This is a genomic window from Streptosporangium pseudovulgare (assembly GCF_014648055.1).
Classification (GTDB): Bacteria; Actinomycetota; Actinomycetes; order Streptosporangiales; family Streptosporangiaceae; genus Streptosporangium; species Streptosporangium pseudovulgare.
Window position 1 is genome coordinate 218,341 of record NZ_BMQJ01000001.1, and the last position, 14,831, is coordinate 233,171.

Annotated in this window: 12 protein-coding genes; all 12 read right to left on the bottom strand. The window is 75.1% G+C overall.

Annotated features, from left to right (window positions below):
- Positions 1–49: 49 nt before the first annotated feature.
- On the bottom strand, positions 50–2,425 hold the full coding sequence (locus IEZ10_RS00830; RefSeq protein ID WP_229810814.1) for a primosomal protein N': 2,376 nt from the start codon (positions 2,423–2,425) through the stop codon (positions 50–52).
- Between the two features lie 543 nt (positions 2,426–2,968).
- Complete coding sequence (locus IEZ10_RS38560) at positions 2,969–4,570, bottom strand: LuxR C-terminal-related transcriptional regulator (RefSeq protein ID WP_229810815.1); 1,602 nt, start codon at positions 4,568–4,570, stop codon at positions 2,969–2,971.
- Positions 4,571–4,644: 74 nt separating this feature from the next.
- Positions 4,645–6,936 carry an ATP-binding protein gene (locus IEZ10_RS38565; RefSeq protein ID WP_229810816.1) on the bottom strand — a complete coding sequence of 764 codons (2,292 nt, stop codon included), beginning with the start codon at positions 6,934–6,936 and terminating at the stop codon, positions 4,645–4,647.
- 185 nt (positions 6,937–7,121) lie between these two features.
- Positions 7,122–8,309 carry a methionine adenosyltransferase gene (gene metK, locus IEZ10_RS00845; protein ID WP_189244501.1) on the bottom strand — a complete coding sequence of 396 codons (1,188 nt, stop codon included), beginning with the start codon at positions 8,307–8,309 and terminating at the stop codon, positions 7,122–7,124.
- Positions 8,310–8,747: 438 nt separating this feature from the next.
- Positions 8,748–9,116: a hypothetical protein gene (locus IEZ10_RS00850; RefSeq protein ID WP_189244502.1), complete on the bottom strand. Its 369-nt coding sequence runs from the start codon at positions 9,114–9,116 to the stop codon at positions 8,748–8,750.
- Positions 9,117–9,208: 92 nt separating this feature from the next.
- The gene (gene coaBC, locus IEZ10_RS00855; RefSeq protein ID WP_229810817.1) at positions 9,209–10,537 is read right to left on the bottom strand and encodes a bifunctional phosphopantothenoylcysteine decarboxylase/phosphopantothenate--cysteine ligase CoaBC; all 1,329 of its coding nucleotides are present in this window, start codon (positions 10,535–10,537) and stop codon (positions 9,209–9,211) included.
- 8 nt (positions 10,538–10,545) lie between these two features.
- A complete protein-coding gene (gene rpoZ / locus IEZ10_RS00860; protein WP_179818449.1) occupies positions 10,546–10,812 on the bottom strand; it encodes a DNA-directed RNA polymerase subunit omega in 267 nt (88 codons plus the stop codon).
- Between the two features lie 12 nt (positions 10,813–10,824).
- Entirely contained in the window at positions 10,825–11,430 is a 606-nt protein-coding gene (gmk, locus tag IEZ10_RS00865; RefSeq protein WP_189244503.1) for a guanylate kinase, read from the bottom strand.
- A 164-nt stretch (positions 11,431–11,594) separates the two neighbouring features.
- Positions 11,595–11,918: an integration host factor, actinobacterial type gene (gene mihF, locus IEZ10_RS00870; protein ID WP_012889515.1), complete on the bottom strand. Its 324-nt coding sequence runs from the start codon at positions 11,916–11,918 to the stop codon at positions 11,595–11,597.
- 186 nt (positions 11,919–12,104) lie between these two features.
- On the bottom strand, positions 12,105–12,818 hold the full coding sequence (gene pyrF / locus IEZ10_RS00875) for an orotidine-5'-phosphate decarboxylase (protein WP_189244504.1): 714 nt from the start codon (positions 12,816–12,818) through the stop codon (positions 12,105–12,107).
- A complete protein-coding gene (locus IEZ10_RS00880) occupies positions 12,815–13,789 on the bottom strand; it encodes a dihydroorotate dehydrogenase (RefSeq protein WP_189244505.1) in 975 nt (324 codons plus the stop codon). Before IEZ10_RS00880 ends, pyrF begins: the two co-directional genes overlap by 4 nt.
- Positions 13,779–14,630, bottom strand: coding sequence for a dihydroorotate dehydrogenase electron transfer subunit (locus IEZ10_RS00885; RefSeq protein WP_189245033.1), 852 nt, complete (start codon positions 14,628–14,630; stop codon positions 13,779–13,781). Before IEZ10_RS00885 ends, IEZ10_RS00880 begins: the two co-directional genes overlap by 11 nt.
- Between the last annotated feature and the right edge of the window lie 201 nt (positions 14,631–14,831).

Below are 14,831 nucleotides of genomic sequence, written 5' to 3' on the forward strand. Positions count from 1 at the left end.
AGGGGAAAATTAACGGCTTACCGACGGCACCGCGAATCGGGGAAACACGTCAAATCACATCGAGAGGGTCAATGCACACCCGGACCGGCTCCGGGCTCTTGCGTGCCGAGCGCACTCCGACGGCCCCTTTCAGCGCGGCGGCGAGCGCCGTCCCCGATGCCCATGAGACCCGTACCATGGCGCGTTCCCGCACCTGGTCGCCCCTGTGCGTCTCGACCGGGACGGGTCCCAGGACCTGCGCCCCGTCCGGCAGCGCCACCTCGCCGAGCATCTCCCTGACCGCCGCCGGCGAGCCGGTGAGGGTCGCCATCCGCACCGCCGGGGGGAAACCCAGTTCTGTCCTGTCGGCCAGTTCCCGTTCGGCGTGGGTGATGGGATCCCAGCGCAGCAGCGCCTGCACGGCCGGCACCGCGGAGTCGGCCATGACGACCAGCTCGGCGCGGGGCCGCAGCAGCGCCGCGGCGTTCATCCAGCGGCGCAGCGTCTCCTCGGCGGCCCGCAGGTCGGGCCGGCCGAGCAGGGCCCAGCCGTCCAGCAGCACGGCGGCGGCGTAGCCCTCCTCGGCCACCGGCTCGGCCCCGGGCGTGGCGACCACCAGCGCCCGGCCCGGGCCGACCGTGGTCAGCACGCCGTCCCGGCCGGAGGTCCGCACCGGGACCGAGGGGAAGGCGCGCCCCAACTCCTCCGCCGTCCGGCGGACCCCGACGACCTGCGCGCGCACCCGGGACGCGCCGCAGGCCTCGCAGCGCCAGTCGCCGGCGATCCGCCCGCACCAGCGGCAGTACGGCACGGCGTGACCCGACCGCAGGGCGAGCGGCCCCGAGCAGTGCCCGCAGCGGGCCCGCGCCCGGCAGTTCATGCAGGCCAGCGCGGGGAGATAACCGCGCCGCGGGACCTGCACCAGCACCGGGCCGCGCTCCAGGCCGGCCCGCAGGGCCCGCCAGGCGAGGCTGGGCAGCCGGGCGGCCCGCGCCGCCTCGTCCCTGGCCAGCTCCGCGTCCTCGCCGGCCGGCCGTACCCAGGGCGCCCTGGCACGGGCCGTCTGCCGGGCGGCGACGAGGGCGCCGGCCCAGCCGGTGGCCAGCAGCCGGGTGGCCTCGGCGGTACGGGCGTACCCGCCGACGAGCAGGCCGGCGCGGCTCTGGTGGGCGCGCAGCGCCAGCACCTCGCGGGCGTGCGGGTACGGCGCGAGCCGCTCGGCGTGCAGGTCGTCGCCGTCGTCCCAGATGACCGCCAGCCCGAGGCCGGCGACCGGGGCGAACGCCGCGCCCCTGGTGCCGACGACGGCGCGCACCCGCCCCCGGGCGACCCGCAGCCATCGGCGGTAGCGCTCGGCGGGCCCCAGGTCGGCGGTGAGGGCGACGTGCGCGCCCGGGCCCAGGACGGCCGTCAGCGCCGCGTCGGCCAGCGCCACGTCCTTGCCGTCGGGCACCACCACGAGCGCCCCCCGGCCGCCGCGGAGGGTCTCCCGTACGGCGACCGCGACGGCGCGGGGCCAATCGGGGCCGTCGCCGGTGACGCCGGGCAGCGCGGTCCACACGGCGCGCGGAGCCCGTCCTTCGGCCAGGGCCGAGAGGAACGCCTCCCCGTCGGGGTAGTCGGCCCAGGGGCCGGGGCCGCCGGACGTGTCGTCCCCCGGGGCGGAACCCGCGGGCGTTTCCCCGGAAGCCGGGCCGCCCGCGCCCGGCGCGGAGCCGGGATCGCCGGACGCCTCCCCGGGAGCGAAACCGGGACCGCCGGTCGTCTCCCCGGGAGCGGAGCCGGGACCGCCGGTCGTCTCTCCGGGAGCTGACCCGCCCGGAACGGGACCCGCGCCTCCGGGGGCGTCCCCGGAGGCGGCGCCGCCCGGGGCCGGGGCCGTGCCGGGGCCGCCGGGCGCCTCCGGCCGTTCCTCCGCCTCCACCCGGGCATGGCGCGGGGGCACGGCCAGGCGCAGCACGTCGGCCATGGCCCCGGCGTAGCGGTCGGCCACGGCGCGGGCCAGCGCGGCGATCTCGGGGGTGAGCACCGGCTCCGGGGAGACCACCCGCTCCAGGCGGGCCAGCCTGCCCTGGTGCTCGCTGGCCTCGGTCCGCTCCAGCAGGAACCCGTCCACGAGCTTGCCCGCGAAGCGGACGCGGACCCGCACGCCCGGCACCGCCTCGGCGTCCATGGCGGCCGGGACGAGATAGTCGAACGGCCGGTCGAGGTGGGGCAGCGGGGTGTCCACGGCGACCCTGGCGACCGGCAGCACGGCGGCCGGCTCCGGCACCCCCCTGGCGGGCTCCCCGGCCCGCCGCGCGGCACCCGGCGCGGTCTCTCCGGCCCGTCGCGCCGCACCCGGCGCCGCCTCCCCGGCCCGCTCCCCGCGCACGGCGTCGAGCGGCAGCAGCGCGCCCTCGTCGCAGGAGGGACGGGCGACGGGTGCGGGTCGGGTCTCGGTCACCCACCTGGTCTACCAGACCCGGACGCCCCGCCGGGCACGGGAGAATCACCCCACCCGGCGGCGGGCGCCCGGGCCGCGCCTGCGCCGCGCCACCGGGTGGAAGACGCGTGAAGGCCAGTGGGTCACGCCCGACACGGGGCGCGTCCCGGCGACAATCAGGCGGAAGGGGACCCCTCCCAAGTTCCACCCGAACGCTGCGGAAAGCCGGGACACGCGTGGTGCCCCACTGGCCGCGTCCATGATGACGGCCCGGCCGGGCGTTCCGCATCGGTTGATGTGCCTATACGGAGCTCGTCCCCGACCGTCCCCTGGCCCGTCCCCGGCCGTCCCCTGGCCCGCCCCTGTGCGCCCCCTCGCCCGTCCCTGTGCGTCCTCCGGCCCGCCCCTGTGCGTCCCCGGCCGTCTCCGCGGCCCGGCAGTCTCGGGAGGCGGGGGCCGGTCGCCGTACCGGGGCCGGCCCTGTCACCGGCCGCGTCACCGGCCGTTCAGGCCGGCCGCCGTACGGTGACCGCGCCGTCACCGGTCCCCGGACCGGCGGCCGGGTCACCGTACGGTGTCGTCCCCGGAGGCGCGCGCGGGCGGCGGACGGTCGCTCTCGGCCACCCAGGCGGCCACCTGGGTACGGGAGGCCAGCCCTCCCTTGGCGAGGATGTTGCGGACGTGGGCGTCCACGGTGCGCTTGGCGATGCCCAGCCGCATGGCGATCTGCGGGTTCGACAACCCCTCGGTGATCAGCTCGGCCACCTGGAGCTCCCGGGCGCTGAGCGTCCCGGCGACCGCCTGCCTCGTCCGCGCCGACTGGAGGGCCCCGCAGGCCGGCCGCCACACGCCACGCGGCTGCCGCGACGCGGACGGCCGCACCCGGTGCCCCGCCGGGCGCTCGGAGTGCTCGGCGGACTCGGAGAGCTCAGGGCGCTCCAGGCGCTTCAGGTTCTCAGGGTGCTCCAGGCGCTCCAGGTGCTTCGGGTTCTCAGGGTGCTCGGGGCTCCCCGGACGCTCGAAGTGCCCCGGGTCCTCGGGGCCGAACCGCCGGTAGGACTCCGGCATCCGGTAGCGGTTCCCCGGCTCGCGCAGCACCACCGACGACTCGACCAGCCCGGCCAGCACCGGCGCCACCCGGTCCGCCCCGAGCGCCGCCGCGCAGGCCCGCTCGGCGCCGGCCAGGTCGAAGGGGCCGGGCAGGGCCGCGAGCAGCGACCACATCGTCCGCTGCTCGGCGTCGCACAGCCGGTGGCTCCACTGCACGGCCGCCCGCAGGCCCCGGTGACGCGGCAGCACGCTCCTGCTCACCCCGCCCAGCAGGGTGAACCGGTGGCGCAGTTCCTCCAGCAGGTCCCCGGCCGACATCGAGCGCATCCGGGCGGCGGCCAGCTCGACGGCCAGCGGCAGCCCGTCCAGCCGGGCGCAGATCTCGGCGACCGCCGGCGCGGCGGCGGCGGTCAGCACGAAGCCGGGATCGGCGGCCACCGCCCGGTCCTCGAACAGCCGCACGGCGTCCGCGGGCGGCAGCGGCGCCAGCCGCAGCACCCGTTCCCCCGGCAGGCCGAGCGGCCTGCGGCTGGTGGCCACCACGGTGACCCCGGGCGCGCCGGTCACCAGTGCCCCGGCCAGCCGGGCCGCCTCGCCGAGGACGTGCTCGCAGGTGTCGAGGACGATGAGCGTCCGTCTGTCACGCGGCCTCGGGGCCGCCGGAGCCGCACCCGCCGGAGCCGGGTCTCCGGGAGCCGCGTCCTCGGTGACCGCGTCCCGCGCCGTGCCCGGCGCGGCGTCCCGGAACCCGCCCTCTCCCGCCTCCGGCACCGCGTCCCGTGCCCCGTCCGGCGCCGCCTCCCCCGCTTCGCCCCGCGCCGTGTTCCGTGCCGGGAAGGGCGCGTGCCGCCCCAGCGTCGCGGCGACGGCCGCCGCGGGGTCGTCCGCGCCCGACAGCTCGACCCGCCACACCCCGCCGGGGAACAGGCGGCGCAGGCCGCCGGCCAGGCGCAGCGCGGTGCGGGTCTTGCCCACCCCCGCGGGGCCGGTGACGGTCAGGAGCCGCGCGCCGGCCAGCAGGCGCGCGCCGTCGGCCAGTTCCCCGGCCCGTCCCACGAAGCTGGACAGGTCCACCGGGAGGTTCCCCGCCCGCCGTCTCCCCGGCCGTGCCGTCATCGCCGCACCCCCTCTCCGTCTCCGGCTCTTCGCTTCTCCGGATCTCCGGCGGAACAGAACCTAGCAGCCGGCGCTCACGCGTCCCGGCGGCGCCGGGTCGCCCAGGCCGCGATCTGGGCGCGCGCCGAGAAGCCCAGCTTGGCCAGGATGTGCCCGACGTGCGAGTCGACGGTCCGCTGGACGACCATCAGCCGGTGGGCGATCTGCCGGTTGGTCAGCCCGTCGGCGACCAGTTCGGCCACCTCCCGCTCCCTGCGGGTCAGCGGCGCCCAGTCCCCGGCGTCCCGTACGGCACCGCCCCGCGCGCCCACCGTGTCTCCGGCGTCCCCGGCGGTTCCCCCGGGCTCCTCGCCCAGCGCGTAGGCGACCGCCTCCGTGAGGCCCATCCCCGCACCCTCGCGGGCCGCCCGTTCGGCCTCCCGGGACGGAAGACCCCTGTCCACCACCTCGGCCCAGCGGGCGCTGTCGGCCGTCATCGCCGGGTAGCCCCGCTCCGGCAGCCCCTTGTCGCTCCGGCCGGCCCGCGCCGCGGCGAGCAGCCGCCCCGCCCGGGGCAGATCGCCGTCGCAGGCCGCGGCACAGCCCAGCAGCTCCAGGCAGAAGACGATGCCCACCGCGTCCGCCAGCCGCCGCTTGACCCGCAGGGAGTCGCGCGCGTACGCCGCGGCCAGGCCGGCGTCGCCATCGGCCAGCGCGACCAGGCCCAGGCCGTAGTCGGCGTAGGCGCTCGCCCACTCCTCCCCCAGCTCGGCGCAGATCCGGCGGCACTCCAGGAAGACCTCCCCGGCCCGCGCCGTCTCCCCGCCCCAGGCGAGGCTCGTTCCCAGCTCGATCAGCGCCGGCAGGAACACCTCCGGCACCTCCCCGTCGGGGACGAGCCGCTCGGCCGCCTCGCCCAGCATGCGCTCCGCGCCGCGCGTGTCGCCCTCCAGGAAGGCCACCGTGCCGCTCATCTTGAGATGGACCAGGGGGATCAGGGGATCTCCGGGCGGGGAGTGCCTGTCGCACTCCTCCAGCAGCGACCGGGCCGACTCCAGGTCTCCGCGGGCCTCGGCGATGTAGACGAGGGTGAGCGTCCCCCAGGCGCGGGCGTCGTCCCACGGCCCGGGAAGGGCCAGCAGCCGCTCCAGGTGGTGGCGGCCCTCCCGGAGCATCCCGCAGGCCACCCAGAGGTACCACAGCGCGGCGGCCGTCATCAGGCCGGTCTCGCGCAGGGCGGCGTCCTCGGCGCACAGGTCCAGGGCCGCCCGCAGGTTGGGCCAGTCCCGCCGGACCCGGATCCACATCCGCAGCTGGTCGCCGTACCGGCCGGCGCGCCGGCCCCGCTGCGCCAGGCCGGCGTAGTACTCCAGGTGGCGGCGGCGCAGCCGTTCCCGGTCGACGCCCCCGGCCGCGACGCCGTACTCGCGGATGATGCCCGGCAGCCGGTAGACGGTGTCCTCCTCCTGCCTGACCGGCACGACGATCGACTTGTCCACCAGCCCCAGCAGCGCCGGAAGCACCCGTTCGGGGGGCAGCTCCCCGTCGGCGCACACCGCCTCGGCCGCGGCCGCGTCGAAGGCGGAGACGAAGACCGGCAGCCGCGCCCACAGCAGCCGCTCGTCGGCGGTGCACAGCTCGTGGCTCCACTCGACGGTGGCCCCGACGGTCGGGTGCCGCCCGCCTGCCGTACGGCCCGCCAGCAGCCAGAGCCGGTCATCGAGGAAGCGCAGGATCAGCCCCAGCGGGATCTCGCGGGCCCGGGCGGCGGCCAGCTCGATGGCCAGCGGGATCCCCTCCAGCCTGACGCAGATCTCGGCGATCCTGGCGGCGTCGGCGTCGGTGGGCGCGTAGCCGGGGTTCGCCGCGGTGACCCGCTGCAGGAACAGCGCGACCGCGTCGTGCCGGGCGAGCGCGGCCAGGGAGGTCCCGGCCCGCGGGCCGGGCAGCGCCATCGGCGGCAGCGCCACGATGTGCTCGCCCGGCACGCCGAGCGGCTGCCTGCTGGTGGCCAGGATCCTCAGCTCGGGGCTGTTCTCCAGCAGGGTCTGCGCCAGCGCCGCGCAGGCGTCCACCAGGTGCTCGCAGGAGTCGAGGACCAGCAGCGCCTGCCGGTCACCGAGGTGCCCGGCCAGCCCCGGGTCCCCGGGACCGGCGAGCGTGCCGGTCGGGTCGAGCGCCCGGGCCACGGCCCGCTCCAGGTGGCCGGGGTCGCCGACCCCGGCCAGCTCCACGACGTGGACGCCGTCGGCGAAGGCCCGGCGCACCCCGGAGGCGGCCTCCACCGCCACCCGCGACTTGCCGACGCCCGCCACACCGGTGACGGTGACCAGCCTCGACGCCTGAAGGAGGCGCTTGATCTGGCGGACCTCCTTCTTGCGCCCCACGAAACCTGTGATCTCCACGGGCGGTTCGCCCGCCCCCGACCGCCCGTCCACGTTCTCCCCCAAGATCCTTCAAGGAGAAACTACTCCCCGCCGGTGGCCGGCTCGCGATCAAGGTCGCCGGAACGGCGCAGCCCCCGTGAGCCGTCTCACGGGGGCTGCCGGGCGGATCCGGTCCGCGGTCCGGTCTACAGGCCGGCGGCGGTGCGCAGGGCGTCGGCCCGGTCGGTCGCCTCCCAGGAGAACTCCGGCCGGCCGAAGTGGCCGTAGGCGGAGGTCGCCGAGTAGATCGGGCGCAGCAGGTCGAGGTCGCGGATGATCGCGGCCGGGCGCAGGTCGAAGACCTTGAGCACGGCCTCCTGGATCTTCTCGATCGGCGCCTTCTCGGTGCCGAAGGTCTCGACGAAGACGCCGACCGGGTGCGCCTTGCCGATGGCGTAGGCGACCTGGACCTCGGCGCGGTCGGCCAGACCGGCGGCCACGATGTTCTTGGCGACCCACCGCATGGCGTAGGCGGCCGAGCGGTCCACCTTGGACGGGTCCTTGCCGGAGAAGGCGCCGCCGCCGTGGCGGGCCATGCCGCCGTAGGTGTCCACGATGATCTTGCGGCCGGTCAGGCCGGCGTCGCCCATGGGGCCGCCGATCTCGAAGCGGCCGGTGGGGTTGACCAGCAGGCGGTAGCCCTCGGTGTCGATGTCCAGGCCGGCGAGCACCGGGTCGACCACGTGCTCCTTGATGTCCGGCGCCAGCATCTCCTTGAGGTCGATCTCGGCCGCGTGCTGGGTGGAGACGACGACGGTGTCGAGGCGGACCGGCTTGTCACCGTCGTACTCGATGGTGACCTGGGTCTTGCCGTCCGGGCGGAGGTAGGGGACGGTGCCGTTCTTGCGGACCTGGGACAGGCGCTCGGACAGGCGGTGGGCGAGGGTGATCGGCAGCGGCATCAGCTCGGGGGTCTCCCGGCAGGCGTAGCCGAACATCAGGCCCTGGTCCCCGGCTCCCTGGCGGTCCAGCTCGTCGCCGGCCTCGCCCTCGCGGGCCTCGTAGGCGTCGTCGACGCCCTGGGCGATGTCGGGCGACTGGGCTCCGATGGACACCGAGACGCCGCAGGAGGCGCCGTCGAAGCCCTTGTGGGAGGCGTCGTAGCCGATGTCGAGGATCTTCTCCCGGATGAGACCGGGGATGTCGACGTAGGTCTCCGTCGTCACCTCTCCGGCGACGTGGACCTGGCCGGTGGTGATCAGCGTCTCGACCGCGACGCGGCTCCTGGGGTCACCCTTGAGCATGGCGTCGAGAATCGCGTCACTGATCTGGTCGGCGATCTTGTCCGGGTGGCCCTCTGTGACCGACTCGGAGGTGAACAGGCGACGGGACAAGTCAGTGGCTCCTCATGCAGCGGCTGCTGGCGTTCAGGGCTCTGGCATCGGCACGACGCCAGTAGCGCTTCGCCGAAGTCTAGCCCCACCTGTGACGGCGCCGCGAAACCATCACGTTCGTATCATCTCGTGTCGGGCCCGGCGTCAGCACCTCGTATCGTGCCGCTGTGTTCATGGCGACGCTAGCGCGTCGCGGCTCGGGGCTCTTAGCCCGGCGTCTTCCCTCGTCACTCCGCCGCTCCGCGGCTGCGCTCCTCAGTCCAGACACCGGCGCCCCTCGCGGGCTCATGGCGACACTTCGTGTCGCGGCTCGGGGGCTCTTGATCCGGTGCCTTCCCTCGTCACTCCGCCGCTCCGCGGCTGCGCTCCTCAGTCCAGACACCGGCGCCCCTCGCGGGCTCATGGCGACGCTGCGCGTCGCGGCTCGGGGGTCAGAGGTCAGAGGTCGGGGAGCGGGTCCGGGGGCAGCGTCTCGGGTGCGAAGACCTCGGCGTCCGCGGCGGCGACCACCGCCGCGTACTCCTCCTCGATCTCGAAGACCATGCCGCCCAGCGCGATGGCCGCGCCCACCGAGAACTCGACCGGCCCCAGACGGGTACGGCGCGCGTGCGTGGCGTACACCGAGGTCGGCATGTCCCGGTCGAAGAACCGGGTGGACAGCACGAAGATCGACCGGCTGGAGACCACGATCAGGAACGTGGCCATCCCCGGCGAGCCCACCGACAGGGCGGGCAGGACGTAGCGGATGTCATCACCGGGGGGCAGCAGGGCGCGGCACCGGGCCCGGACGGCGGCGGACACCGGCATGGTCGACTCCTCCCCGCCGGACGCGTTCCACGACCTTCCGGACGCAGTATCCGCCGGGAGGGGAGCCCCGGCAAGCACCGGCGGGCGGCCGGTCAGGCCAGGCGTTCGGCGACGAGGTCCCAGACCACGTCGGCGAGGTCCTCCTTGGGGCCGCGAGGCACCTCCGCCCGCTCCCCGTCCGCGCCCAGCACCACGGCCGCGTTGTCCGGGGTGCCGAAGGCCAGCCCCGCGCCCACCTGGTTGACGACGAGCAGGTCGCAGCCCTTGCGGGCGAGCTTGGCCCGGCCGTTGGCCAGGACGTCGTCGGTCTCGGCGGCGAAGCCCACGATGACCCGCGGGTACGGTTTGAGCCCCTCGCGGCGGCGCTCCCCCAGCTCGGCGAGGATGTCGGGGTTCTCGACCAGGTGGACCGGCTCGGGCCCGGCCGAGGTCTTCTTGATCTTCGAGTCGTGCGGCGCGGCGGGCCGGAAGTCGGCCACGGCGGCGGCCATGACGATCGCGTCGGCGCCCTCCAGCGCCGCCAGGACGGCCTCGCGCAGCTCCAGGGCCGACTCCACCCGGACCACCGTCGCCCCGGCCGGGTCGGGCAGCGAGACGTTGGCGGCCACCAGGGTGACCTCCGCCCCGCGGGCGACGGCCGTGCGGGCCAGGGCGTACCCCTGCAGGCCCGAGGAGCGGTTGCCGATGAAGCGGACCGGGTCGATGGCCTCGCGGGTGCCGCCGGCGGAGACCACCAGGCGGCGGCCGGCCAGGTCGGCGCCGCGCCCGCGCAGCGCCCGGCGGCAGACCTCGAAGATCTCGCGGGGGTCGGGCAGCCGGCCGCGGCCGGTGTCGGCGCCGGTCAGGCGGCCCACGGCGGGGTCGATGACGATCGCGCCGCGCTCGCGGAGCGTGGCGACGTTGGCCCTGGTCGCCGGGTGCTCCCACATCTCGGTGTGCATCGCGGGGGCGAACACCACCGGGCACCGCGCGGTGAGCAGGGTGTTGGTCAGCAGGTCGCCGGCCAGCCCGTGGGCGGCGCGGGCGAGCACGTCGGCGGTGGCGGGCGCCACCACCACCAGGTCGGCGCCCTGGCCGATCCGGACGTGCGGGACCTCGTGCACCGAGTCCCAGACGTCGGTGGCGACCGGGTTGCCGGACAGCGCGGCCCAGGTCGGCTCGCCGACGAACCTCAGGGCCTCGCGGGTCGGGACGACCCGGACATCGTGGCCGGACTCGGTGAACAGGCGCAGCAGTTCGCACGCCTTGTAGGCGGCGATGCCCGCGCTGACGCCGAGAACGACGGAGGGGCGGCGCGGCCGGCCCTCCGCACGCGCCGCGGCGTCCGCGGGAACGCCGGGCGGGTCACCGGCCGGATCGCCGATCGGGCCGGCGTCCGGCGCGGCCGGGCGGCCCGCCGTCACGCCCTCGCCAGACGTCATCGGTGCGACTAGCCCTCGATCGGCTCGGCGGTGAGCAGGCCCTCGCTGACCTCGCGCAGCGCGATGGACAGCGGCTTCTCCTGCGCGTGGGTCTCGACCAGCGGGCCGACGTACTCGAGCAGGCCCTCGCCGAGCTGCGAGTAGTAGGCGTTGATCTGCCGCGCCCGCTTCGAACCGAAGATCACGAGGCTGTACTTGCTGTCGACGATGTCCAGCAGCGCGTCGATCGACGGGTTGGTGATGCCTTCGGAATAGGAGGAGGCGTTGGTAGCCACGTGTGATTTCCCCTAGCTAGGTGAACGGCCGGGGCGCGAGGCCTCGGGAGCATCAGCCATCAAGGCTATCAGCCGGTGGCATACATCCTGGACGGACGTGTTGACAAGGGTCAGGTCGAATTCGCACTCGGCCGCCATCTCGACGCGGCCGGCCGCGAGGCGCCGCTCGATGACGTCCTCGGGCTCGGTGCCCCTGCCGCGCAGGCGCTTCTCCAGCTCCTCCCAGGTCGGGGGGGCCAGGAAGACCAGGAGGGCCTCGGGCATGGTCGCGCGCACCTGCCGCGCGCCCTGCAGGTCGATCTCCAGTACGGCGGGCACCCCGGCTGCGAGCTTCTCCAGCACCGGGCCGCGCGGCGTGCCGTACCGGTTGCCGGCGAACTCGGCCCACTCCAGCAGTTCGCCGGAGGCGACGAGGCGGTCGAACTCCTCGTCGTCGGCGAAGAAGTACTCCACGCCGTGGGTCTCGCCCGGACGGGGCTTCCTGGTGGTCACCGAGACCGACAGCCACACCTCGGGGTGTGCCCGCCGGAGCTCGGCGACGACCGTGGACTTGCCGACGCCCGACGGCCCCGAGAGGACCGTCAGGCGCCTGCCGGTCGGGCCGGGGAGGGCTCGCACCCGCTCCCGGCCCGCGGCCGAGGGGGTGGAGCCGCCGGACCCGCTTTCAGCGGCTTTCCCCGAGGCAGGGCTTCCGCCCTGCCGCGTCGTTCCGGACACTCCAGACCCCCCGTGATGACATTTCCCACCGAAGCGGGGCGAACATGGTCGTACTTGAACCGAGACTAGCTCTCGGCTCCGCCGAACTCACGCTCGAGTGAAGCCCGCTGGTTGGCACCCAGGCCCCGCACGCGGCGGGACTCTGCGATACCGAGCCGCTCCATGAGCTGCTTGGCGCGGACCTTGCCCACGCCGGGGAGCGACTCCAGAAGGGCCGAGACCTTCATCTTGCCGATGACGTCGTCAGCCTGCCCGTCTTTGAGCACCTCAGCCAGAGAGATGGCGCCGTGCTTGAGACGGTTCTTAACCTCGGCACGCTCTCGGCGGGCCTTGGCAGCCTTCTCTAGGGCTGCGGCGCGCTGCTCAGGGGTAAGGGGAGGAAGAGCCACGCCGGGTCACCTCGAATTTCCTGTCGATGTACTCGGACGGGAAGGGAAACTAGCTGGTCATGACGCTTCAAGCAACGTCAAGGCCAGTTTCTCCCCTTAGAAAATCTACTTTGTCGCCCTGCGTGACGAGATTGTGACGCAGTGTCGATGAAAGTACGGTCTACGCGGCGTTTTCAGCGACGAAGATCACACTCGCCGATCGCCCGCCGCGGCGCTCCGCCGGAGGGCCGCGGCGATGCCCGCGGCCGCCGCGCCGGGGTCGGCCGAACCGGTGATCGGGCGGCCGATCACGAGCAGGTCGGCCCCGTCGGCGAACGCCTGCTCCGGCGTGGCCACCCGCGCCTGGTCCTGGCTTCCGGAGCCCGCGGGGCGCACCCCGGGGGTGATCAGGATGATGTCCGGCCCCACCTCCCCGCGCACCGCGGCGACCTCCTGCGGCGAGCAGACGAGCGCCTGGGCGCCCGCGCCGACGGCCATGGCCGCCAGGCGGCGCACCGCGTCGCCGGGCGGGCCGGCGAGGCCGATCCGCTCCAGGTCGGCCTCCGACAGCGACGTGAGCACCGTCACGGCCGCGATCCTCGTGTCCGGAAGGGCCTGTACGGCCTCTGAGATCATCGTGGGGCCGCCCGCGGCGTGGACGGTCAGGATGGCCGGCCTGAGCCGTCCTACGGCCCTCGCGGCGCCGGCGACGGTGTTGGGGATGTCGTGCAGCTTCAGGTCGAGGAAGATGTCGACGCCGCTCGCTCCGCGCACCGAGGCGATCACCTCGGGGCCGTAGCGGAGGTAGAGCTCCAGTCCGACCTTGATCGTGCTGACGTGGGGCGTCACCAGGCTCGCCCAGCGGGCCGCGGTCTCCAGGTCGGGCGCGTCCAGGGCTACGGCGATGGGTGCGGGCCTCACAGGGAACTCTCCTCCAGGTCTGTACGGTGCCGGGTCGACGCACCCGGCGGGCGGTGGGCCAGCCCGACGGCGTCGGCGAGCCGGTTGAACCCCCGGGCCGCCAGCAACTCCTCCAGCTCACGCAGGATCCGTATGCAGGCGTAGGGGTCGTGGAACAGGGCGGTGCCCACGGCGACGACGCAGGCGCCCGCCAGGATGAGCTCGAAGGCGTCCCGGCCGGTCAGCACGCCGCCCATGCCGATGATGGGCACGCTGGGCAGCGCGGCGTGCACCTGCCACACGCAGCGTACGGCCAGCGGCCGCACGGCGGGGCCGGACAGCCCCCCGGTGACCGCGGCGAGCGCGGGCCGCATGGTCTCGGTGTCGATGCTCATGCCGAGCGGATTGTTGATCATCGAGAGGGCGTCGGCGCCGCCGTCCACGCACGCGCGGGCGACGCTGACGATGTCCGGCACGTCCGGGGAGAGCTTGGCCACCACGGGCACGTCGTAGCGCATCACCGAGCGCACCGAGGCGATCACCTCGGCCGAGGCGGCGCCGTCGCGGGCGAAGACCCGGCCGCGGTCCTCGATGTTGGGACACGACAGGTTGACCTCCACGGCGGTCACCCCGGGCGCGTCGGTGAGCCTGCGGGCCAGGGCGGTGTACTCGGCCACGGTGCCGCCGCCGATGGAGACCACCGTCCGGACGCTCCTCTGGGCCAGCCAGGGCAGCTCGCGCTCCAGGAAGGCGTCCACGCCCGGCCCCTGGAGCCCGACGGCGTTCAGCATGCCCGAGGGCGTCTCGGCCATCCTGGGCGTCGGACGGCCCGCCCTGGGGGCCATCGTGATCGACCGCGTGGTGAGCGCGCCGATGCGGCCCAGGTCGAAGAACTGCGCCAGCTCGGCGCCCGACGCGGCGCACCCGGCGGCCGTGGTGATCGGGTTGACCAGCTCCACGTGCCCCAGGTACGTGCGCATGTCAACCGGCATGCCGTGATCCCCCACCGGGCGCTCCCAGCGCGTCGAACGGGATCGTTCCGACGTCGTCGAACCGGACGCGCTCGCCCCGGAAGACCGGGCCCTCGACGCACGAGCGGACCATCCGGGTGACTCCGTCGTCCCCGATGACCGGCAGCACGCACGTCATGCACACGCCGGTCCCGCACGCCATCCGCTCCTCCACGGCCACCTGGACCGGGATGTCGAACTCGACCGCCACGGCGGTGACGCCGCGCAGCATCGCCATCGGGCCGCACGCGTAGACCGCGTCGGCCCGCACGTCGGCGATCACCCCGGGCAGCACGTCGGTGACCTTGCCGCGCATCCCCACCGAGCCGTCCTCGGTGGTCAGCGTGGTGGTCTCCCCCATCCGGCGGGCGCGCAGCGCGCCGAACACCCGGTCGGCGGAGGCCGCGCCGAGCACGAAGTCGACCCGGCAGCCGCGCCGCTGGAGCGCGTCGGCCAGCGGGAACAGCGCGGCCGAGCCGTACTCCCCACCGGCCAGGACGCAGCCCACCGGGTCGCGGGGCAGCGGGAAGGGACGGCCGAGCGGGCCGACCAGGTCGAGCGTGTCGCGGGCCCGGCGCTCGGCCAGCCACTCGGTGCCCGGGCCGCGCACGGTGAAGACGAACTCCACGGTGCCGCCGTAGTCGGGCTTGACGTCGTGGACGAAGAAGACACGGCGGGTCAGCGACGACGTCCGCGCGCCGCCGACCGCCACCGCCACGAAGTGACCGGGCCGGAAGCGCTCGGCGATGCCGGGCGCCACCACGGTCAGCGCATGGTAAGCGTCGACCCGGCGCGTCGTCAGCACCGTGCCGGTCACCTGCACCGGAGTAACAGGCGTCTTCCTCACCTCCGCCTGGGGCGTCCGCCCCGCAGATCCGCCGTGCCCGTGGTCTCCTTCGCTCGCCCCCTGTCCGTCCCCTCCCGGTCACCCCCTCATCCGGCGGTGTCCACGGTCGCGTTCGGCTCCTCGCTCACTTCGCGGACGGCTCATTCTTCACCGGCCACTCCGCTCGCTCATCCCCTC